Source organism: Dyadobacter sp. CY323 (assembly GCF_021390245.1).
Taxonomy (GTDB): Bacteria; Bacteroidota; Bacteroidia; order Cytophagales; family Spirosomataceae; genus Dyadobacter.
Genome location: NZ_JAJUXH010000003.1, coordinates 208,901 through 230,541 on the forward strand (window position 1 = coordinate 208,901; position 21,641 = coordinate 230,541).

Annotated in this window: 22 protein-coding genes; 10 read left to right on the forward strand and 12 right to left on the reverse strand. The window is 44.1% G+C overall.

Annotated features, from left to right (window positions below):
* Positions 1 to 10: 10 nt before the first annotated feature.
* On the forward strand, positions 11 to 2,908 hold the full coding sequence (locus LZG72_RS07015; protein ID WP_233869383.1) for a putative LPS assembly protein LptD: 2,898 nt from the start codon (positions 11 to 13) through the stop codon (positions 2,906 to 2,908).
* Positions 2,909 to 2,976: 68 nt separating this feature from the next.
* Here LZG72_RS07015 and LZG72_RS07020 read toward each other — a convergent pair whose 3' ends face one another.
* Entirely contained in the window at positions 2,977 to 3,375 is a 399-nt protein-coding gene (locus LZG72_RS07020) for a DUF1573 domain-containing protein (RefSeq protein ID WP_233869385.1), read from the reverse strand.
* A 208-nt stretch (positions 3,376 to 3,583) separates the two neighbouring features.
* Between LZG72_RS07020 and LZG72_RS07025 the strand changes: the two genes are divergently transcribed.
* Genes LZG72_RS07025 through LZG72_RS07040 form a run of 4 tightly spaced genes read left to right on the forward strand, consistent with a single transcriptional unit; the run spans position 3,584 to position 8,311 of the window.
* Positions 3,584 to 5,992, forward strand: coding sequence for a thiamine pyrophosphate-dependent enzyme (locus LZG72_RS07025; protein ID WP_233869388.1), 2,409 nt, complete (start codon positions 3,584 to 3,586; stop codon positions 5,990 to 5,992).
* Positions 5,993 to 6,005: 13 nt separating this feature from the next.
* Positions 6,006 to 6,575, forward strand: coding sequence for a sugar transferase (locus tag LZG72_RS07030; protein ID WP_233869391.1), 570 nt, complete (start codon positions 6,006 to 6,008; stop codon positions 6,573 to 6,575).
* Positions 6,572 to 7,162, forward strand: a complete 591-nt coding sequence (locus LZG72_RS07035; RefSeq protein WP_233869394.1) for an acetyltransferase — start codon at positions 6,572 to 6,574, stop codon at positions 7,160 to 7,162. Before LZG72_RS07030 ends, LZG72_RS07035 begins: the two co-directional genes overlap by 4 nt.
* Positions 7,163 to 7,171: 9 nt before the next feature.
* The gene (locus LZG72_RS07040; RefSeq protein WP_233869397.1) at positions 7,172 to 8,311 is read left to right on the forward strand and encodes an aminotransferase class I/II-fold pyridoxal phosphate-dependent enzyme; all 1,140 of its coding nucleotides are present in this window, start codon (positions 7,172 to 7,174) and stop codon (positions 8,309 to 8,311) included.
* A 46-nt stretch (positions 8,312 to 8,357) separates the two neighbouring features.
* Here LZG72_RS07040 and LZG72_RS07045 read toward each other — a convergent pair whose 3' ends face one another.
* From LZG72_RS07045 to LZG72_RS07060, 4 genes are all read right to left on the reverse strand, one after another.
* Positions 8,358 to 9,215, reverse strand: coding sequence for an FKBP-type peptidyl-prolyl cis-trans isomerase (locus LZG72_RS07045; RefSeq protein ID WP_233869400.1), 858 nt, complete (start codon positions 9,213 to 9,215; stop codon positions 8,358 to 8,360).
* Between the two features lie 79 nt (positions 9,216 to 9,294).
* Positions 9,295 to 9,957, reverse strand: coding sequence for an endonuclease III (gene nth / locus LZG72_RS07050; protein ID WP_233869403.1), 663 nt, complete (start codon positions 9,955 to 9,957; stop codon positions 9,295 to 9,297).
* Positions 9,958 to 10,036: 79 nt separating this feature from the next.
* Positions 10,037 to 10,285 carry a hypothetical protein gene (locus LZG72_RS07055; RefSeq protein ID WP_233869406.1) on the reverse strand — a complete coding sequence of 83 codons (249 nt, stop codon included), beginning with the start codon at positions 10,283 to 10,285 and terminating at the stop codon, positions 10,037 to 10,039.
* On the reverse strand, positions 10,260 to 10,859 hold the full coding sequence (locus LZG72_RS07060; protein ID WP_149639748.1) for an RNA polymerase sigma factor: 600 nt from the start codon (positions 10,857 to 10,859) through the stop codon (positions 10,260 to 10,262). The genes LZG72_RS07055 and LZG72_RS07060 overlap by 26 nt, the downstream gene beginning before the upstream one ends.
* A 380-nt stretch (positions 10,860 to 11,239) precedes the next feature.
* Between LZG72_RS07060 and LZG72_RS07065 the strand changes: the two genes are divergently transcribed.
* Entirely contained in the window at positions 11,240 to 11,935 is a 696-nt protein-coding gene (locus LZG72_RS07065; RefSeq protein WP_233869408.1) for a YjjG family noncanonical pyrimidine nucleotidase, read from the forward strand.
* A 6-nt stretch (positions 11,936 to 11,941) separates the two neighbouring features.
* On the opposite strand, the gene LZG72_RS07070 is transcribed toward LZG72_RS07065, so the two are convergent.
* Genes LZG72_RS07070 through LZG72_RS07090 form a run of 5 tightly spaced genes read right to left on the reverse strand, consistent with a single transcriptional unit; the run spans position 11,942 to position 16,003 of the window.
* Positions 11,942 to 12,766 (reverse strand): phytanoyl-CoA dioxygenase family protein, encoded by an 825-nt coding sequence (locus tag LZG72_RS07070; protein ID WP_233869411.1) that lies wholly within the window; start codon positions 12,764 to 12,766, stop codon positions 11,942 to 11,944.
* A 52-nt stretch (positions 12,767 to 12,818) separates the two neighbouring features.
* Complete coding sequence (locus LZG72_RS07075; RefSeq protein WP_233869414.1) at positions 12,819 to 13,706, reverse strand: trypsin-like peptidase domain-containing protein; 888 nt, start codon at positions 13,704 to 13,706, stop codon at positions 12,819 to 12,821.
* Positions 13,707 to 13,735: 29 nt separating this feature from the next.
* Entirely contained in the window at positions 13,736 to 14,278 is a 543-nt protein-coding gene (locus LZG72_RS07080; RefSeq protein WP_233869416.1) for a DUF2911 domain-containing protein, read from the reverse strand.
* Positions 14,279 to 14,280: 2 nt separating this feature from the next.
* Entirely contained in the window at positions 14,281 to 14,958 is a 678-nt protein-coding gene (locus tag LZG72_RS07085) for a DUF6089 family protein (RefSeq protein WP_255700949.1), read from the reverse strand.
* A 34-nt stretch (positions 14,959 to 14,992) separates the two neighbouring features.
* Positions 14,993 to 16,003, reverse strand: a complete 1,011-nt coding sequence (locus LZG72_RS07090; protein ID WP_233869422.1) for a DUF6089 family protein — start codon at positions 16,001 to 16,003, stop codon at positions 14,993 to 14,995.
* Between the two features lie 197 nt (positions 16,004 to 16,200).
* On the opposite strand from LZG72_RS07090, the gene LZG72_RS07095 reads away from it, so the two are divergent.
* The 3 genes from LZG72_RS07095 to LZG72_RS07105 all read left to right on the forward strand — a co-directional run bounded on the left by LZG72_RS07095 (position 16,201) and on the right by LZG72_RS07105 (position 18,599).
* Complete coding sequence (locus tag LZG72_RS07095; RefSeq protein ID WP_233869425.1) at positions 16,201 to 16,827, forward strand: ABC transporter ATP-binding protein; 627 nt, start codon at positions 16,201 to 16,203, stop codon at positions 16,825 to 16,827.
* Between the two features lie 39 nt (positions 16,828 to 16,866).
* A complete protein-coding gene (locus tag LZG72_RS07100; protein WP_233869428.1) occupies positions 16,867 to 18,090 on the forward strand; it encodes an ABC transporter permease in 1,224 nt (407 codons plus the stop codon).
* Between the two features lie 104 nt (positions 18,091 to 18,194).
* Positions 18,195 to 18,599: a DUF3299 domain-containing protein gene (locus LZG72_RS07105; RefSeq protein ID WP_409017671.1), complete on the forward strand. Its 405-nt coding sequence runs from the start codon at positions 18,195 to 18,197 to the stop codon at positions 18,597 to 18,599.
* On the opposite strand, the gene LZG72_RS07110 is transcribed toward LZG72_RS07105, so the two are convergent.
* Both LZG72_RS07110 and LZG72_RS07115 read right to left on the reverse strand, forming a co-directional pair.
* Positions 18,596 to 19,687: a complex I subunit 1 family protein gene (locus LZG72_RS07110; protein ID WP_233869434.1), complete on the reverse strand. Its 1,092-nt coding sequence runs from the start codon at positions 19,685 to 19,687 to the stop codon at positions 18,596 to 18,598. The genes LZG72_RS07105 and LZG72_RS07110 overlap by 4 nt on opposite strands.
* A gap of 48 nt (positions 19,688 to 19,735) precedes the next feature.
* Complete coding sequence (locus LZG72_RS07115) at positions 19,736 to 20,572, reverse strand: gliding motility protein (protein ID WP_233869437.1); 837 nt, start codon at positions 20,570 to 20,572, stop codon at positions 19,736 to 19,738.
* 193 nt (positions 20,573 to 20,765) lie between these two features.
* Between LZG72_RS07115 and LZG72_RS07120 the strand changes: the two genes are divergently transcribed.
* Entirely contained in the window at positions 20,766 to 21,635 is an 870-nt protein-coding gene (locus LZG72_RS07120) for an NAD-dependent dehydratase (RefSeq protein ID WP_233869440.1), read from the forward strand.
* Positions 21,636 to 21,641 lie beyond the last annotated feature (6 nt).

Below are 21,641 nucleotides of genomic sequence, written 5' to 3' on the forward strand. Positions count from 1 at the left end.
AATACTCTATTTGTTAAAACTGAAAAGAAAGGCGATTATTATATCGTCAGTGGTTGCAGCGTTTCTCCTGTTCAGCACATTAGCATGTGTGCAGCAACGCTCAAAGAGGTCCGGGAAAAATCAGGGTAAGCAACGTGTTTCAACTTCTGAAAAGCAATCATCGGATTCTCTTCTTACTGCCAAAAAACAGTCTGGTATCGACACTTCTGGTACCGGTAATCCTCGTACGTCCCTGAATGCAGCAAATGGCGACACTACATCAGCTAACAAAGCTTTGGCGGCCGGTGATTCTACGGCTGCTGATTCGCTGTCAAACCCCGACGATCTTGAAAATGTAGTTCAATATACGGCCGAGGATTCGACCATAATGGATGCTGTACTCAAACAGGTGCATTTGTATGGAAATGCAGAAGTGAATTATGGTACGATCAATTTAAAGGCGAATTACATCCGGCTCAACTGGGTTACCAATGAAATTTACGCCATCGGAACGTATGATTCCACAGCCAAGAAAATGGCTGGCGAGCCGATTTTCCAGGATGGGCCGGAAACGTACAATACCAAAGAAATCAGGTATAACTTCAAATCCAAAAAAGCACTGATCCAGGGCATTGTGACGCAGGAAGGCGACGGGAATATCCGGGGAGAAAAGGTTAAGAAGGATGCCGATGGTAATTTTTACATCCGTCACTCCATTTACACAACCTGTAACCTCACGCACCCGCATTACTTTATCAATGCGCCCAAGATCAAAATGGTCAACAAGAAACAGGTGATTTCAGGGCCATTTAACCTCGTGATCAGCGATGTTCCGTTACCGATTGCATTGCCTTTCGGATTTTTCCCTTTTCCCAAGAAAAAAGAGAGCGGAACCAGCGGGATTATTTTCCCGACTTACGGGGAAGAACCCAATGGACGCGGATTTTACCTTCGGGAAGGCGGCTACTACTTTGCAATCAGTGAATTTGTGAATGCAGCTCTAACCGGACAGATCTATTCCACCGGAAGCTGGGGGCTGGGATTGACGTCCACTTACATTAAACGTTACCAGTACAGTGGAAATCTTGCTTTGCGTTTTAACAAAAACAAGTCGAGTGATGAGATTGACCGGCTCGTGGGGAGAGGCGTAACAAATGATTTTAGCGTGGTTTGGTCGCATGCACCAAAGCCCCGCGGCAATTCCCAGTTCTCCGCAAATGTGAATGTCAGCAGTAACAGCTACAACCAGTTTCAGGAATTTGATACTCAAAAATACATTTCGAACGTGGCGAGTTCGTCCGTTCAATATAACCGGACTTTTGGCCAATATGCACGTGCAGCTGCCAGTTTACGTGTCAACCAGAATTTTGGGCAAGCTGATGAGGAAGATGGAAATAAACGGAAAAATGGTAAGACAAACGTTTCTTCGGATTTCAGTTTTGGTATAAATCAAATCGCGCCATTTGCATTGAAAGGCGGTCGCGGCCGCTGGTACGAAAGCTTCCGCCTCGGTCTGGATTTTAGTGGAAATTATACGCTGACCAACTCATTGTCCGCCATTGATACTTCATATTCGCGGTTAGGATTTATCGTCGATAATACCATTGACAGTCTCCGGGCACTCGGCGCAAAAACGGTGGCTTTCAACGCTGCAAACCTTCCTGAAATGTTGCGGGACGCACAGTTTACGGGCAGATATAGTCTTCCCATTTCGCTGCCCAACTTCAAGATTTTACGGTTTGTGAACGTCACCCCAAGCCTATCGCTTTCGGGTGAGGTTTTTACCAAACAATATCAATATACGGTTACCAAGGAAAACACAGTCCGGATCGATACGCTAAAACAAGTGGGCAGCGAATATTCCTACAATTTCGGGGCGGGAATGAATACGCGTTTCTACGGGACATTTTTTGTGCGGGGCAAGCGACTGGAAGCCATCCGGCATACTGTAATTCCTTCCCTATCATTTACTTACACCCCTGACTTCACTGGAGATGCATTTGGTTTTTATCAAAAAATCAATGTCCGGGACCGCGAGGGCGAGTTGAAGGAATATTCACTTTCGCGGTTCAGAGGAATTGGTTCAGGTGTTGGCAATGGCCGGGCTTCCAGTGTTGTGTCATTCAGTTTGAACAATTCATTTGAGATGAAACTGAAAGCAAAAAGCGATACTGCGGCGACACAGTTCGAGAAAGTATCTCTGCTCGACAATTTGAGTCTGGGCGGAAGCTACAACCTGCTCGCGGATTCGCTGAACCTGTCCAATATCTCTGTGAATGCAAATGCAAGGATCGGCAAAAATCTGAACCTGAACTTCAATATGAACCTGGACCCATACGCATATGAAGCAAATCCCAGGATCTTGACAAACCAAATCGGGACAAAAATCAATAAGTACGCATTGACGCAGGGGCAGGGTCTTGCAAATCTGCAAAGTATGGGCTTTACACTCGGTACTAGTTTCTCACCGAAAAGTTCGGACAAAACGCCCCCAACTTCGACGAACAGCAATAACTCAGCCGCTACACAGGAGCAAAAAGAGTTTATCCAACAAAACCCTGAGCTTTACGTCGACTTCAATATCCCCTGGAATGTCTCGCTGAATTATAACTTCGGACTAAGCAAACCAGGTTTGTCCAAAGCGACGCTCATTCAGGCGGTGCAGGCAACCGGTGATTTGAGTTTATCCAAAAACTTCAAGATCAGTATCAATACCGGTTTCGATTTTACTGCGTTTTCACCCACCATTACCTCACTGACTTTGTACCGCGACCTGCATTGCTGGGATATGAGTTTCAGCTGGACGCCATTTGCGGGTAGTGCCTCGCGGGTAAGTAACTACAATTTTACATTGAAGGTCAAGTCTTCGATCCTGCAGGATTTGAAGGTCACACGCCGCCGGTCCTTCTACGACAGATCAGCTTATTAATCTTTAAATTACCTCACAAAAAAAGGCCAACCCGCAATGGGCTGGCCTCGTAAGATCTTTGGCGGAAATTACTTTGAAGAAGGTTTAGCTGCAGCTTTTGGAACTACTTCACCGTTCAGATATAATGTGATTGAACCACCTTCAGTGTTGCTGAAAACAGTTACCGGCTTGTTGAAAGGACCTGATGCAGCCGCATTAAAAGTCGCCTTTACAGAACCTGTTTTTCCTGGAAGCACGGGCGCTTTCGACCATACCGGAGTTGTACATCCGCAAGAAACGGTAACATTTGAAAGAACGATAGGATCAGTACCTGCGTTAACAAACGTGAATTCGTGTGTAACAGGAGTTCCTTGTGGCACTTTACCAAATTTGTGTGTTTCTTCTTTGAACTTCAACACACCTTTTTGAGCAAAACTTACGGTGGTCAAACCAATTAGTAAAACCAACGCTGAAAAGAAAACTTTCATAATTGTGACTGGACATTTAGTGGTGAAAAAAAATATTAGCAAACAAGATTAATGCTTTAATGAGAAATTTAATAATTGTTAACCAATATTAACACAACCTACTAAAGTTATCCGGTAGGTTGAGTCGATTATTATTTTCCTGCATAATTTTGGCGTGCATTCAAAAAAACGTAATTTAACTACGGATTCAAACCCGTAAATTTTGCTTATGCTTGAAAATGATAGCTTGACAGGTTCCAATGTCCTGAGTAAAGAAACCATCATCAATGATTATCGTTTAGCTTGCGAAAGTCGTCAGGTGAGCTTGCTGGGAAGGAAGGATACAATGGGCGGTCGTTCTAAATTTGGCATTTTCGGAGACGGCAAGGAAGTGGCCCAGATCGCACTCGCGAGGGCTTTTAAGCCCGGGGATTTCCGCTCGGGGTATTACAGGGACCAAACTATCGAAGCGGCATTAGGTAACCTTACCTGGCAGCAATTTTTTGCTCAAATGTACGCCCACGCGGATTTGGAGCACGAGCCGAGTACTGGTGGCAGATCGATGAACGGCCATTTTTCCACACGCTGGCTGGATGAGAACGGGCAGTGGCTGGACCAGACAAAATTGTATAATTCCGTTTGCGATATTTCTTCAACGGCTGGTCAGATCCCACGTGCAGTCGGGCTGGCCTATGCTTCCAAACTGTACCGGGAAAACAAGGAACTACATTACCTGAATACTTTTTCGCGTCAGGGAAATGAGATCGTTTTTGCGACGATCGGCGATGCTTCTACTTCTCAGGGAATGTTCTGGGAGGCAATGAATGCATCCGGCGTTTTGCAGATCCCGATGCTCACTTCGGTTTGGGATGATGGTTATGGAATTTCTGTTCCGATTGAATATCAAACAACGAAGGGTAGCATTTCAAAAGCATTGGCGGGTCTTCAAAGGAATGAAGATGAGCCTGGTATTGAGATTATTACGGTTAGTGGGTGGGATTATCCGGCATTGATCGAGACTTATCAGAAAGCTGCGAAACTTTGCAGGGAAGAGCAAGTGCCGGTGGTGATCCATGTTACCGAACTGACGCAGCCGCAAGGCCATTCCACTTCCGGTTCACACGAGCGCTACAAATCCAAACAGAGGCTGAATTGGGAAACAGAACGGGATTGCAATATCCGCTTTCGTGACTGGATTCTGAAAAACGGGTATGCCACGGATGAAGAACTGGAGCAGATCGAAACTGAAGCCAAAGAAAAAGCATCGCAATCCCGCAACCTGGCCTGGCAGGCTTATCGAAGAGAATTAGACAAGGAATTCCTTGAAACCATACAACTGATTCAGGAGGCAGGTGCGGATAGTAAGGTGACCGGTGAGCTGAGTAATGTGGTACACGAATTATCAAAAACATATTTGCCGGTCAGGCGTGATATGGTTTCCAGTATACGCAAGGCATTACGGATACTTGGCAAAGAAGAATCGATCGCTAAATACGCTTTGCAGGATTTTCTTAAAACAAACCTTAAAGCAAATGCAACCCGCTTCAATACCCATCTGTATAGTGAAACTGCGGAATCTCCCCTGCATGTAACTGCTGTCGCCCCTATTTATTCGGAACAAAGTCCGACGGTTGACGGCCGGGAAGTAATCCGTTCTTTTTTCAATGCGCTTTTTGAAAAAGATCCGCGGGTAGTTGCTCTCGGTGAAGATTTGGGTATGATCGGCGATGTAAATCAGGGTTTTGCCGGTTTGCAGGAAAAATACGGTGAAGTACGGATCACCGATACAGGAATTCGTGAAGCCACCATTGTTGGTCAGGGAATCGGAATGGCGATGCGCGGATTAAGGCCCATTGTTGAAATACAATACTTCGATTACATTTATTATGCATTGGCGACGCTCACGGACGACCTGGCATCACTGCGTTACCGTACGGCCGGCGGGCAAAAAGCGCCACTCATTGTTCGCACCCGCGGCCACAGGCTTGAAGGGATCTGGCATTCCGGTTCTCCGATGGGAACGATGGTCAGCTCACTTCGCGGAATGCATATCATCGTTCCGAGGAACTTCACACAGGCAGCCGGATTTTACAATACACTCATGAAAGGCGATGACCCGGCACTGATCGTGGAGCCTTTAAATTCATACCGGCAAAAAGAAATCCTTCCTGATAATATCGGAGAAATCTGCGTCCCACTGGGCATTCCTGAAATAATTCGCGAAGGAAGTGACATTACCATCGTTACTTATGGCTCCATGTGCCGTATTATAATGGAGGCCGCTTCTCAATTGGAAAGTTCAGGCATAGACGTCGAAGTGATCGATGTGCAGACACTTTTACCATTTGATATAAACAGCATCATTCTTGAATCCATAAAAAAAACCAACCGGGTCGTTTTCGCTGATGAAGACATGCCGGGAAGTGCATCGGGATATATGATGCAACAGGTTTTGGAAAAGCAAAATGCATATCGCTGGCTTGATTCGCCACCGGTAACGATTTCTGCAAAAGACCACCGCCCACCTTATGGGTCCGATGGGGACTATTTTTCGAAACCGAATATGGATGATATTTTTGATACTGTATATCAAATCATGCGCGAAGCAGAGCCCGATCGTTATCCGGAACTGTTTTAGCTAATTGATTTTCATGTATCAAAAATCAGGAAAAAGAATTTTTGACATTGTTGCAGCGGTAATAGGATTGATCATCCTGTTACCGCTTTTTGTTTTGATAACCGTGGTGTTATGGTTTCATTTCAAAGGCAAGCCGTTTTTTATACAGCCCAGGCCGGGCTTAAATGCAGCCGTTTTCAGGCTGATCAAATTTCGGACGATGTATTTGCCGGGAGATTCCGTTTCCGGTATCGGACAATTTTTGCGGAAAACATCGCTCGACGAAATACCACAGCTCTGGAATGTATTACGTGGCGATATGAGCCTGGTTGGGCCAAGACCATTGCTCGTCGAATACTTGCCGCTGTACACTGCTTCCCAAAATCTCCGGCACTCGGTACTGCCCGGAATTACCGGATTGGCGCAGATTAGCGGACGAAATGCGATTAACTGGGACCAAAAATTTCGCTTCGATTTATACTATATCAAAAACCAATCACTTGCGCTCGATCTGAAAATCCTCCTTTTAACCATAAAAAAGGTTATCCTACGAGAAGGCATCGAATTAGAGGATCAGAAATTTAATGGCCCATTATCAAGATGATTATATATGGAGCAGGCGGACATGCAAAAGTGATATCGGGTATTCTCGCAGCTTGCGGCGAAACTCTTCTACTCGTTTTTGACGACGATATTACCAGAAACTCGTTTTCCAATTCGGTGGAGGTCGTATCCTATATTCCGGAATTATTTCCCGATGAAAACCTGATCATTGCGATCGGAGATAATTTGGTCAGAAGATCGATTGCGTCGAAGGTTTCACATCAATTCGGAAACGCCATTCATCCCAGTGCGCTGATTGACACTGAGGTTTGCAAAAACAGCGGAATTGTAATCATGCAAAATGTGGTCATTCAGGCGGGATCAAGCATTGGAACTCATGTGATCGTAAATACCTCGGCCGTTGTCGATCACGATTGCGCATTGGGTGATTTTGTACATGTAGGCCCGGGAGCTACCTTGTGCGGGAATGTGGTCGTAGGTGAAAACACGCTGGTTGGAGCTGGCAGTACGGTTATTCCAAATATACAAATTGGCAAAAATTGCAAAATTGGCGCCGGAACCGTCGTAACGAAAGACATTCCGGACAACGTAACCGTTTACGGTAATCCAGGTAAAATCATTCTATAAAGGCACACTATGAACACTAAGATCTGGCTTTCTCCCCCACAGATGAGCGGAGAAGAAATGAAGTATATCGAGGAAGCATTTGCCACAAACTGGATTGCCCCAGTAGGCGCAAATGTCGGTGAGTTTGAAAATGATTTGTGTAAATACACGGGTAGTAAACACGCTCTTGCATTATCGTCGGGAACTGCGGCCATACACGTGGCTTTGGATGTTTTAGGAGTGACGAAAGATGACATTGTTCTTTGCCAATCCCTGACATTCGTCGCCAGCGCCAACCCGATCGTTTATCTCGGAGCAAACCCAGTTTTCATTGATAGCGAACCCACAACCTGGAATATGTGTCCGGAGGCATTGGAAACCGCCATTAAGCACTTTGTAAATCTTGGTAAAAAGCCGAAAGCAGTGATTGTCGTCCATCTTTACGGGATGCCAGCCAGGCTCAGGGAGATTATATATGTATGCAGAAAATACGGTATTCCGATGGTGGAAGATGCAGCTGAAGCACTTGGCTCCGAATACTTCGGACAGAAACTCGGGACGCTCGGAGACCTCGGCATTCTTTCGTTTAATGGAAATAAAATCATCACCACTTCGGGAGGCGGCGCGGTACTTTCCGGCAGGGAAGAATATATTAAAAAAGCCAGGCACCTGTCGACGCAGGCCAGGGACGAAGCCGCACATTATGAGCATTCTGAAATTGGCTACAATTACCGACTGAGTAACGTTTGCGCAGGCATTGGCAGAGGACAAATGGAAGTTGTAGCAAATCGGGTATCCGGCCGGCGTTCCAATTTTAGTTTGTATAAAAATTTCTTAGTACAAATTCCAGGGATCACATTTCAGGAAGAACCGGAGCGTTTCTCATCGAACCGATGGTTAACCGTTGTCCTTTTCGATGAAGGTAAATCAACATTATCCGCCATTGAAATCAAGTCTCACTTTGACAAAATGAATATCGAAACCCGGCTGATCTGGAAACCGATGCATTTGCAACCCGTATTTAGAAAAGCGTATTACTTTGGCGGAAAATGTTCCGAAAAATTATTCGCTACCGGTTTATGCCTGCCTTCCGGATCTGATTTGAGAGAAGCAGAAATCTTCCGCATTTGCACTCAGATTGTTGACCTGCACAAAAGCAAAAGAGGCTGAATGTGACGATTTTCACATTCAGCCCCCATTCAATTTTAGTTATTTCTTACGGCAATACTTCAAGTTCAAATTGCAGCGGTGTAAACGGTGGTACTGACCCGTAACCAGTTGCTTTATAGCCGAGAGACGACGGGAAAATCACAATTGTTTTCTCCGTTTTTCTCATTTTCTGAACAGCGGAGTCGAAGCCTTCTATCACATTATTTGTGCCGGTTGTGATGTTTAGTGTGCCCTCATCAAATTTATTTCCGTTTAAGAAAGTGCCTTTATATTTCACACTAACAGATTTCCCGGTTCCAAGTTTGTCGCCAGTAACTGTGTTTGTTCGCACGATCACCAGATTACCCGCTGTTCTCTCGGCAACCTCAAATTTCTTTTGCAGTAGGTATTCATCGATTTGCTGAACTTCTGTGCGGGTTTTTAGAAATTCAACTTCAAGCCTGATTGGTGAATAGGCGGGAATGTTAACTCGCTCTACATTGCCGAAAGCCAGGTAATATGGAAGCAGGAAAGTCGTCTTCTCACCTGTTTTCATTAAAAATATAGCTCTCTCCAATCCTGCAAAACCAGTCCAATACCCTTCCGCTGGAAAACTGTAAGTAGAATCGCCGGGACTTGACAATACTTTTGAACCATTAAGAAGATATCCCGTGAATTTCACTGAGGCTGCATCGCCTTTTTTAGCCCGTTCACCCGCCGGGTTCGTTTTTCTGGTAATGTAGTACAATCCAGAACTATCTTTCGCCGCCTTCGTACCAAGACTATCTGTCTTGATATATGCCTGAATGGCAGTCTCATTTTCTACAATTTTTTCCTCATCCTGATTGCCATCCTTATCCATACAGCCTGTGAGACCGACAATCATGGACATCATTAAATAAACTACTGGAATAATACGCTTCATTTCGTTGCTTTCTTTACTTTAACTAAATGTGATACTGATAATTTAAATCAAGACTACTGGCAAGTTTCATTGGTTGTAATCATAGGTGCAAAACATTGATTTTTACATTTTTTTCAAAGAATTTACAAAAACCGGTCAGCGGACACTGCAAACACTTTGGACTCCGGGCTACACAAATGTACCGTCCATGCAAAATAAGCCAGTGATGCGCCTTGTGAACGAGTTCCGATGGAATATATTTTACCAGCTCTCTTTCCACGGCCAATGGGGTGGTTGCAGTTGCAGGTACTAATCCCAAACGATGCGAAACCCGGAAAACATGCGTGTCCACCGCCATCGCTGGCTGATTGAAAATCACTGACGCAATTACATTCGCTGTTTTGCGGCCAACACCCGGTAATTTCTGCAGGTCATCTACGGAAGCCGGCACCTCGGAGGCAAACTGCTCTACCAGCATTCTGGCCATTCCAACCAGGTGCTTACTCTTGTTATTTGGGTAAGAAATAGATCGGATGTATGTGAAAACCTCCTCGGCATTGGATGCTGCGAGGGATTCGGGGTCCGGGAACCGCTCAAATAGAGGGGGCGTTACTATATTCACTCGTTTGTCCGTGCACTGGGCGGATAGAATTACAGAAACCAGGAGCTCGTACGGATTGGAATAATGCAGCTCGGTTTCAGGTTCGGGAAAGTTTTGGGTAAAGTAATTTAGAAATAAATTAAAACGCTCTTGTCTTTGCATACACGCTATACTGGCTGGAAAGTAACAACAAAACCCAGCTACTCACGAGAATAGCTGGCACAAAAAAACCTGCTGCTTCCTAATTCAGAAGTGCAGCAGGTCTGTTATAAGAAAATTGTCTTGAATAATTAAAAACCTCAGAAATGGATTTCTCTGACGGAGTCCTGACAATTTTATTCATCTGGCCCTGTATTTCAAGAGAATCCAGATAAAAGTTCATCAAGTTATCGTCAAGCGCGAGAGCTTCAACAATCAGTTCATTTTCATTCTCTGTTGTCTCGGCATATAAATACCTTACAACATCATCGTAAGTAAAAGTTTTTGTCATACTGTGGGGCACGTTGGTTAAATTGCTTACGCAGATTAATTAACGCGTAACGCATTCTCCCCAATGCCGTATTAATACTCACACCTGTTGCATCCGCAATTTCCTGAAAGCTCATGTCCTCATAATGGCGCATGATCAGAACTTGCTTCTGAACGTCGGGTAACCGCTGGATCATCTCCCGCAGCTGCTCATGTGTCTCCTGACGAATCTGGATCGACTCTACGGAATCTTCCGAAAAATCCAATGTATTAAAAACACTGCTTCCATCTTCGAACACTACATTGGGGTAGCGTTTATCGCGTCTGAAATAATCAATGGCAAGGTTGTGAGCGATACGTATAATCCATGGCAGGAATTTGCCCTCATCGTTATATCTACCCCCTTTTATCGTATCGACAGCCTTTATAAATGTATCCTGTAATAAATCTTCGGCTACATATTGGTCTTTTACAATCAGATAAATAGTGGTGTAAATTCTGGATTTATGACGCTGAACAAGCTTTTCAAAAGCCTTTTCATTACCACGGATATACAATGTTACCAACTCACTGTCGCTAACTAGGACTTTCTCCATTTTACTATTCGATTTAGTTAACGTAGAGCGGTTCGTCGATATTGTTTCTCCTTTCTGTTTGATGAAAAATTTGAAGAGGTACTAGGTACTTCGAATTATATAAATCAAAGAAATAGATTTGAAAAATAATTTGCAAATCTTTAGGTTTCTTTTTTAAGTAAAATATTTTTCATTAACACATGTTAACAAGTAACGCACATTTTTAAGAATATTCATTCATTCACTCGACTCTCTTTTCCTTTTGTAATATAAAATAGAACTTATCGTATAATATACGATGTAAACGGTCTATCCGGATTGATTTGCCGGTAGAACTTTTACTTTTATTGTGTTTTAACGGAAATTTAACTTTTTTAATAAATATTGAACTTTTCCTAGATATGAAGTATAAACATATCTTTTTCGATCTTGACCACACATTATGGGATTTTGAGAAAAATTCTTCGGAGTCATTAACGGAAATCTTCCATCAGCTGACCCTAAACCTGTACGGCATTGCGTCCCTGGAAGCATTCATTAATTCCTTTCTGCGGATCAACACTGAACTTTGGGATGCTTTCGATCGGGGAAAAGTGCACCATACCTATATACGTGAAAACCGGTTTAAGATGGTGTTTGATGAATTGGGTGTGATGTGCCCCGACAATCACACTGAAATAGGGGAACTATACCTTCGTGCCCTGCCTGATAAAAAACATTTGCTGGAAGGTGCGCTCGATCTACTGACATATACCCACTCAGCCGGCTATCGGTTGCATATTATAACAAATGGATTCAACGAAATTCAGGCAAAGAAAATCGCCAGTTCAGAAATCGGTCACTTTTTTGAGAATGTGGTCACTTTTGAGACAGCGAGCGCAAAAAAACCGGATCCAAGAATCTTCGAATATGCCCTGGAAATTGCAGGCGCATCACCAGAGGAATGCATCATGGTGGGAGACAACTGGATCGCCGATATCCTTGGGGCTAAAAAAGTAGGAATCGACACCGCCTACCTGAATCCTGCTGGCCTGAAATTCGACGAATCTCCTACTTACGATATCAATCGGCTGGAAGAATTGATGTTGATTCTTTAAATGGCCTTAATATTCAAACAGGAGCGGATTCAGTTCGCTTGCCGCCGGGCCACCTATCGGATCAGACAAAAGCCAGGTTTCCCAGTCAGCTTGCTGATATTCATTTTTTGGCTGTACGATCTTTTGATCCTGGTCCATGTAAATCATGGTCATAACCTTTCTTGGCCGGCCCGATACATTTGCGCCCGCCCTGTGAAAAAGCCAGCCCGCGTGAAAGCTCACTTCCCCCAATTCAAAAGGTGTCTCATTGAGTTTGAATTGTTTCAGTTGCTCCGCCATGAGCGCCTCGCTTTCGTCACTAATCTCCAGGTCCCTGCCTATTTCGACCTCATGACTTTTTTCAGCAAAGGCCAGCGGGCCCATTTCTATGTACGTTTCCTGCAGGGGAATCCATACGGTAACAGTTTTCGGAGAAGATAGAGGCCAGTAGAACTGGTCGGCATGCCAGGGCGTAATGCCCCCGGAAGACTCTTTATATAGTGCCTGATCGTGATATAACCTGACCCCATTTACCTGCAAAAGGTCCGTAGCGATCTTCGCCAGCCTTTTTGAGAAGACAAATTCTTTCACCTCTTCACTTTCCCGCCACAAATTCATCACCTGAAGAAACGCCCGCTCATAGGTAGACCGCTCTTCCATTGGCTTCGTAAGCTTGTTTAGCTTGAATACCAGATTCGTAATCAGAGAATCGTAGTGAGCGAGAAGCTCCGGGCTAAGCACATTTTTCAATTTAACATACCCATATGTATTAAACTTCTCAACCGCGGATTCAGGAAGTTCATACGGTGTATTCAGTTCATTTTGAATGGTATCAGTCGCCGATTTTGTCATTTTGGAAAGGTCTTTAACTGAAAAAAGAAACCAGGGAATGGAAACTACCTGCCTAGCTGGCTTCGTAGAAAGCAATTTTTTTCTCCCGTAAAAAATGCTTGATCACATCTACGTGCACGCATTGGCCAACATTTAAGAAAGGATAATTTGAAACGCGTTTTCTGTGCCCATTGGAAATTACTTCCTTGTTTACCTGGTCAAACCCTAAATGCAAATGCCGGGTCGCGCATTGCATTCCGTAAATCACACCATCCCGATCAAACAGCGGCCCGCCGCTCTGGCCTAAAAGTCCAGGTGTACTCATTTCAATTCCTGTGACTTCGGAAGCCTCGCCGATGTGCCTGGTGATAATGCCATCGATCGGGAAGCTTGGGGTCTTGATCTTACCTTCTTTGATCCATTCAATATCGCCGGTATTCCTGTTGTATCGATAATTAGTGAATTCAGGAAACGGATAACCTAACCTGCATAGATAACGACCCTTTCGGACCATTTTAGAATCTTTCAAAAATCGCGCATATCCCTGGTATTGCCTTGAATCAAATTCCCGAAACTGGATGATCGCCAAATCCTGAGAGGGATGTAAATGAATGGCCAATCCTTTGTATGCGGAGACACATTGTATGAAATTGAATAAAATCCGGATCGGATTTTCAGAGTCAATTTTATACTTCGATTCCAGAAATTGCTTTTGTGTCTCATATCCCGGATCTTTTTCAAAAGGCCTGAGCTCACTTCTGAATTTGAGATAATTCTCATAGATCGAATTAGCATACAGGATTTGTTTCGCGATATGTTTGCAGGTTACGGCAAAACCATCTTCATTCACGAAAAACAAGGTACCCGTTCCAGGGACAATGTCGCTTCCGGTGTAATAACGAAATATAAAATGAATGGGACGTGTGAATTGATCCACGTTCTCTATTGCATCGACGAACATTTAGAAGGATTTTAGCAGCCGATCCGGCTTTACTTACTTGTAAAAGGCACCACAGCTTCAATTTGGTCCCAGCTCAAAATCATATCGACGCCATTGGACTGTTCTTCAAAATAAATGGTGAACTGTTCCTGGACCGAAGGCCGGATGCGAATGGGAACCTGCACTCTGAGGACGTCCCGACCGTCATTATATTCAGTGCCCCACTGACCTGTCTCCGAATTGAGGATTATTTTCCAGCTACCTTGATCAGGAACTGAATAAAGAGAATATTGACCGGCCTTGACTGGCTTTCCGGCCAATACAACATCTTTTGCAAACTCGATCAACGTGGCCTCATTAGCACCGGTTCTCCACACCTTTCCGTAAGGTAGCAATGCTTTGTCCTGCTCCCTTCCGAAAATCAACCTGCCTTTTTTACTGGGCTTACTATAAGTTACCTGGATGTCGAGCCCATTTATGTGAGATTCCGCAATGGTCTCCGGGCTGAATGATTTGGTGTACAGCCGGATCCCGACAAATCCGACAAGAGCAATGATGACAAGGGATAAAATGATTAGAAGAGGTTTCTTCATACTCAAGGGCACACGATTTTATAAAAAGTATAACTGACCGAGATTCGAAGATAAAAGTAATTATCCTTTAATGACGGGTCTCCCTGCATTTTATCGGTTGTTACAGGCTCACCGCCCAGGTTGTCAAGAAAATCGGTGAAGGTTTTTCTCGCGCCATATTCCACGCCGATATTCCAGGGCCGTTTTACCTGATACTTAATTCCTACTCCATAGGGAAGTACAAAAGTCGACGTTTTGTATGGTGCGGTCTGGATGTCCGGATTAAATTTCAAATAACCTATCCCGCCAAACAAATACGGGCTCCAGTTAACGGCGAACCTGCGCTCCTGGAAATTCAGAAAGTTGTATTCAGCTACTGCGCTACCTTCCAGAATGGTAGTACGAAAAGACAAATTTCTTACTTGCTGAAATGGGTCATTGCTATGCTTATCATCTGCTCCGATCACCCCACCAGCAAATTCGGCCCGTAGTGACAATACCTGACTGGGGTTATATCGAAAAAACAGACTACCTCCCGGCTTAAAAAATCGCAGTCTTGTAGACGGTGAGATATCACCTTTGTAATTAAATCCACCAACACCCGCTCCTATCTCTATTTTCTGGGCCATTAACCCATGACTGATCGCTAAAAAAAAACAGATACTTGCTCCAATTATACGAAGCAAGCATCTGCTATTCATGTTATTAAGAATATAATTCAACGGTATTAAGCGATTATCTTAGTGGTGGACATTTAATCTGAGATGGGAGCATATAGTGAATATGGATCATCCCAAAAAGATAATTGTCAGTATAAGTTGGGCTGTTACCCCTGGGAGTTCCCGGAGCTCCGAATCCCGTGGTAGGTAATGCTGCAAGTGGATCGTTGGTGTCGAGCGTATAATTAACCTGTAAAAATTTTCTCAGAGACTCCGTACGGTCCGCTCCTTTTCTTGCTGCAAATTGCTCGGTGGTTCTGTTAGAAAGTGTCATTGCCAGCGGATTATCTGCAAACAAAGCGGGATCCGCGTAGTTTCCATGCGCATCGTCCAGGTAATCTGTAAATGTTTTCCTGTAACCAAGTTCAGCGGATATATCAAACTTGGAATTGATCTTGTACCGGACGCCAATACCAAACGGAATCGCAAACTGCACGAGAGAATAAGGTTTCGCATACCCCTCGTTTCCCTGTCCCTCAGTACCCAGAGGTTGTAACTTAATCCAGTCTCCTTCAAGCGAATCCAATGCTTTTGGATTGTGCGCTGTTAATGCAACACCTGCAAATAAATAAGCCCCTAACTGCGGTCTGCGATCATAACTTCTGTTATCTGGTGTTAACTTAAAAATACCTTGTACAGAAAATTCTTTAAGGTCATTTCGGAAGTGAAGGTTGCGGGCGTAAAAAATATTTGCCTCATGCTTTGAACCGCGGTTCATAATATAGTCATCCCCGGCAATTCTTGCATAAATGAAACTGGCTCTTGCCGCCAAACGCGGAGTAAAATGGCGTGTGTAATTACCCCCCACACTCCATCGCATCATAGCAAAGGTAGACGCGGGAAGCCTTCGGTATGGAGCCATGTCGCCGTAGTAGTTGGATGTTCCAATACCAAAACCAACAGTAGAATAGGGAACAAAGATACCGCGACTCTGTGCGCTGGTTTCATTGCTTGTCAGAACCAACCCAAATGTCAAAATCAACGCCAGCGCTCCGGATACCCTTTTCAGTTCAAAATTTCTACGCATGTTAGATCGATTTTTTTGCAAAAATAGAATAGTTGTCGGTTTTCTTGAGATTGTATCACCATTTGAACGTATTTCCGGATGATTTATTTGTGCCGTCTAAATTTTTAAAATCATGTCGCTCGCGGCACATTCGCGCAGCATTTACCGGGCAGGCTTGTAAAACTTCGTTATCATTGCACTTTCAAAAGCATTCGAAAATGATTACAGGTCAAAATCTTCACTTTTCGTATTCAAGTCAAAAAAAATTCATCTTCCCGGATATCAGTTGCAAAGACCGGGAAACTTTACTGATCCTAGGTCAGTCGGGCCGGGGAAAAACCACATTACTGCATTTGCTGGCTCTACTTCTAAAGCCCGATTCAGGAGAGATTACGATTGCCGGGAAGCCGGCGGCGGGCCTTTCTCCGGAGCAAATCACAGATGTCCGGGCGAAACACATCGGCATCATTTATCAGCGTCCACATTTCGTGAGTTCGTTAACCGTACTCGATAATATCCTGCTTTCCAATTATCTGGCAAATCAGAAACAAGACAAGGAAAAAGCTTCCCATTTGGCCCAGCAGCTCGGATTTGCGGATCATTTATCCAAAAAAACTTCCCAGCTAAGTCAGGGAGAGCAGCAGCGTGTCAGCATCGCAAGATCTTTAATGAATAACCCGAATGTAATTCTGGCCGACGAACCTACCTCTAACCTGGATGATACTAACTGTCAGAAAGTGATTGATTTGCTGAAAAGACAGTCTGCATCGATCGGCGCGAGCCTGGTTGTGGTAACCCACGACCAACGTCTGAAAGATGAGTTTTCCAATCAGGTTATTTTATAAAAGACGTTTTCTTCGTTTGATTTTCAATCTCCGGTCCGAATGAATCTTTTTAAAATCAGCATTGCCAACATCCTGGAAAAGAAGCTTAACAGCTTTCTCAGTGCGATGCTCCTTACTTTGGGAATTGGAATGATTTCCCTGCTTTTACTGCTCAACAAACAATTGGATGAGCAATTCAGGAGAAATATACGGGGCATTGATATGGTCGTCGGAGCGAAAGGAAGCCCGTTACAACTGATACTTTCAAGTATTTATCAAATAGACGCGCCCACTGGAAATGTTCCGTTAGCAGAAATTAATTCCCTGAGACGCAATCCCTTTGTAAAAAACGTAATTCCGCTTTCCATGGGGGATAATTACCAGGGATTTCGCATTCTGGGCACTACACCCAAATATGTAGAGCATTTTCAGGCCAAAATTGCCGGTGGGCAACCACATAATGCCTCCATGGAAGTGACGATAGGAAGCAAGGTCGCCAAGGTATTAAATCTCAAAGTAGGAGATCAATTCGCCAGTTCACATGGACTGGATTCAGAAGGAGAAAAACATGGTGAGAAAAAGTACAAAGTCACCGGCATATTCGAACCGAATGGCAGTGTAGTGGACCAACTGATTATAACCCGGTTATCGAGTATCTGGGACATTCATGACCACGAGGAAGATCATGAAAAAGCGATAGAAAAAAAGCATTCTGAAGACAATGCCGGGGACGAAGAAAATAAGCAGGTAACAAGCGCATTGATCCAGTTCCGGAATCCAATGGGCCTGTTGACCATTCCCAGACAAATTAATGAAAACACGTCGATGCAAGCCGCATTACCCAGCATCGAAATCAATCGTCTGTTCTCGCTCCTTGGTATTGGAATTGACACATTACGGGCTCTCGCGATGATCATTATCAGCATTGCCGGTATCAGCGTGCTCATTTCGCTTTACAATTCATTAAAAGAAAGAAAATACGAAATGGCGCTCATGTTATCCATGGGAGCCACACGCACAAGATTATTTTTAATGCTACTGATCGAAGGTTTGTCGCTCGCAGTAATCGGCTATTTTTCAGGTATCATTTTGAGCAGGCTTGGGTTGTGGATCTTTTCCAGGCAGGCCGAGCAGGGTTTCCATTATTCTCTTAAATCGTTTACCATATTACCCGAGGAGATCTATCTGTTTTTTGCCGCGCTGGCGGTCGGCGCCATTGCAGCTGCGTTACCTTCGCTCGGTATTTATAAGCTTAATATATCCCGCACGCTGGCAGAGGAATGATAATGTGTGTAAATTTGTTAGTCTGACTTAATGCTGTTAACCCAAATCAAGAACGGATGAAATCTTTAAAAGCGGTCCTATTTCTTTTCTGTATTTCAATGCTAATGGCTTTCAAACCGAGCGTTGAGCCGACCAAGATTACCTGGGAAATTTTGCGGGATGTGACTTTCAAGAAAAAATGGTATGCCGAAGAATCCATTTATATGCTGCATCCAACCTTTGGGCCAAGTGTCCAAAAACTGAAAAACCAGCCAGTAACGATCACAGGTTATATTTTACCAGTCGATCTGGATGCTAATTTATATGTACTTTCTGCATTTCCATTTAGTGCCTGCTTTTTCTGCGGAGGAGCTGGCCCTGAGACGGTTATGACTTTAAATTTCAAGAAGAAAGATGGCCGGAAGTTCAAAACAGACGAGCGTCTGACCTTTGTAGGAACTTTGAAATTGAATGCAGATGACATTTATCAGATGAACTACATTCTGGACGGCGCCGAAATTGCAAATTAAGCCTGAATACTGATCAGTCTCCAAACCCCGGAAATGAAGAAAAGTACCAAACCAACCGGGGTTAACACTTTCCAGCCCAAATACATAAGCTGATCTACCCGTAGCCGGGGTAAAGTCCATCGTGCCCACATTTGGACCAAAATACCAAACATCGCCTTGCTTAAAATCCAGAATATCCCCGAAACGTAGCCAAACCAGGTTCCAGGTTCTCCGCTTGTCCAGTCCGCAAGCCTGATCGGCCCGATATTAGGAAATGGAGTATTCCAGCTTCCCAGAAAAAGAATGGCACCCAGCAGCGATACGAGCAGCATCATGCCGTACTCGGACAACATAAAAAGTGCCCAGCGCATCCCGGAATATTCCGTGTGAAAACCGGCAACAAGTTCAGATTCACCTTCCGGTAAGTCAAATGGAGCACGGTTACATTCAGCCAGAGAAGCAATAAAAAAGACGATATAGGCAAGAAGCAAAAACGGGTTCCGGACAATATTCCAGGATAAAAATCCGCCCACCGCGGTGACATCAATGCCCAGTCTTTTCATTCCAAAAAGGTAAACCGTATCGGAAGAATAAATGCCCTGTTGATAACTAATAATTTGAAGATCAAAGGTTTGAGTGAGCATGATTACACACAGAATGGAAAGTCCCAGTGGGATTTCGTAGGAAATGATCTGGGCAACCGCACGCATCGCACCAAATAAAGCAAACTTGTTATTGGATCCCCAACCCGCCATCAACAATCCCACCACATCGACGGATACAATGGCTAGCAAAAAGAAAATACCTACCGCGGCACCGGAACCAGCTAACTCCGGCGCTAATGGAACTACTGCAAAACCGGTGAAAATAGAAACGAAAATGACGAATGGAGCAACCAGAAAAAGATTCCGGTCTGCAGCTTTGGGAACAATATCTTCTTTTTGAAGTAGCTTAAGTAAATCTGCAAAAAGCTGTAACAAACCCCATTTCCCTACCTCCATCGGTCCCATCCGATCCTGAATAAATGCGGACACTTTTCTTTCCAGGTAAACGCCGATTACCACAAATCCGGGAACGAAAAGCAGGAAAAAGATAAATGTAAATGGCATTAACGCGATTTTTTGGAGAAACGGTTGCGACAAAAGTAAGTAAAAAAGTTACTCGTCTTCGTCCGGCTCACCTTTATATCCCGAGTCCTGCAAGATCCTGCCTGCATTATCAATATCCATCAACTGCACCAACGTGATATCAGGATTTGAAGCCATGAATTTGCTGGTAATGCGCCATCCGAGCCAACGCGCGATCGCTCCTGGCACCTTCTCCCCTATTTCCGTGGTGAATGGTCTTTCCTCAATGAATTTTCGCTTTTTCAAATCACTCTTTTCGTATAATAGCTTGCTGGCAATAAAGTAACTCCAGATCTGCTGCTGGCTGTTATAGGTTCTCCTCAGATTCTCCTCAGAATATCCAACAACCAGGCTATCAGGCACATTAGGCAATATTTGTTTCACAAACTCATATCCTTTCCCGTATCCGATCATGTCCGAAAGCAGGCTCTGATCACCGGGGTTCATTCGGTTGAAATGGTTTGACTCGAAGAAAATAATGGAGGGAACAATGTACTCCTTTTGATAGCGGCGCAATTGATAATCAAAGACATTCGGGCGATATAGTGCTTTTGGCCCCCCAAAATAATCCAGGCCAATTACAATCAGCGAGTCGGAAATGTACAGATCGGTGCCTGTGAAACCGGTAACAATAAACTGGATTTTTGGGATAATAAAACCAGGATAATGTACCTTAATGCGTTTAAAAGCGTCAGTGAGCGGGGCGACAATTTCGGTTTGCCGATCTCCAATTAAAGAATCAAGCTGCGTGCGAAAAGTTTGAAAATCAGGATTTTGAGAGATATTGAAAAGATGCGCCGCGAGCTGACTGGAATCTACCGAAGTATCGGCAAAATAAAACTTTGTGAGAGAAGGATATTTTTTCAAGAAAGTTTGCACTTCTTGGACAGATTTGCATTTGAAAAGCGCTTGATCCAGATTTTCAGAAGTCACATTAATATGAACCGAGCTCGTGTCCACTTCTTGTTTTCTGTCTGTTTTACAGGACAATAGGGTTATTGAGAAAAAACAGATGACAGAAAGTATTCTGAATAAAATCATTTGATTAAAAGAAAGTACCATGATCGATAATGACTCAAAAATAGAGAAAAAACGAATAAGCATTCTGGGCTGCGGGTGGCTCGGTTTCCCGCTAGCTCAACGTTTACGCGAGAAGCATAGTACATGGGAAATCAAAGGCAGCACAACTTCATTCGGGAAAATTAACGTTTTCGTGCAACATGGAATCCAAGCTTATCTTTTTGACCTCAATCCAGGCTTTCCCGATGATAAAGTTTGGGTTGACTCCTTCTTTGACAGCGACTTGCTGATTATTTCGTTGCCCCCACGACTTACCAAAAGGGACGAGGGTTTTTACATGAAGCAAATGGAGGAAGTAATGAGCCGGGTTGAGAACTCGCCGGTCAAGGAAATCATTTTTATAAGTTCCACCGGAATTTACCCGGAACTGAACCGGGTAGTCGTTGAAGAAGATGTGGTAACGCCCGAACAATCTGCTTCTCGGGAAATGGTCGCAGCAGAAAATCTAGTGCAATCTCTCCGCCCCGAAAAATTGGTCACTATCCTGAGATTGGGCGGATTACTTGGCTATAACCGAAACCCCGGCAAGTACGTAGCAGGCAAAAAAGACATGGAAACCGGCTCGATTCCAGTTAATTACATTCACCCGGACGATGTTATCGGAATTGTTCTGACAATGCTGGAAAAAGGATTTCAGAACGAGACTTTCAACATTGTTGCCCCAATGCATCCGACCCGAAAAGAAATCTATGAAGATTCGTGCGGACGTTTCGGCTGGGAGGTGCCTACTTTCGCAGAACCTGACCAGTCGCCGGATTTTAAGGTCATTTCCAATGAAAAATTCAACCGTCATTACGATTACGACTTCAAATACCCGGATCCTTTAAAGTTTTATTACACGGAAGAATGAGCCTTT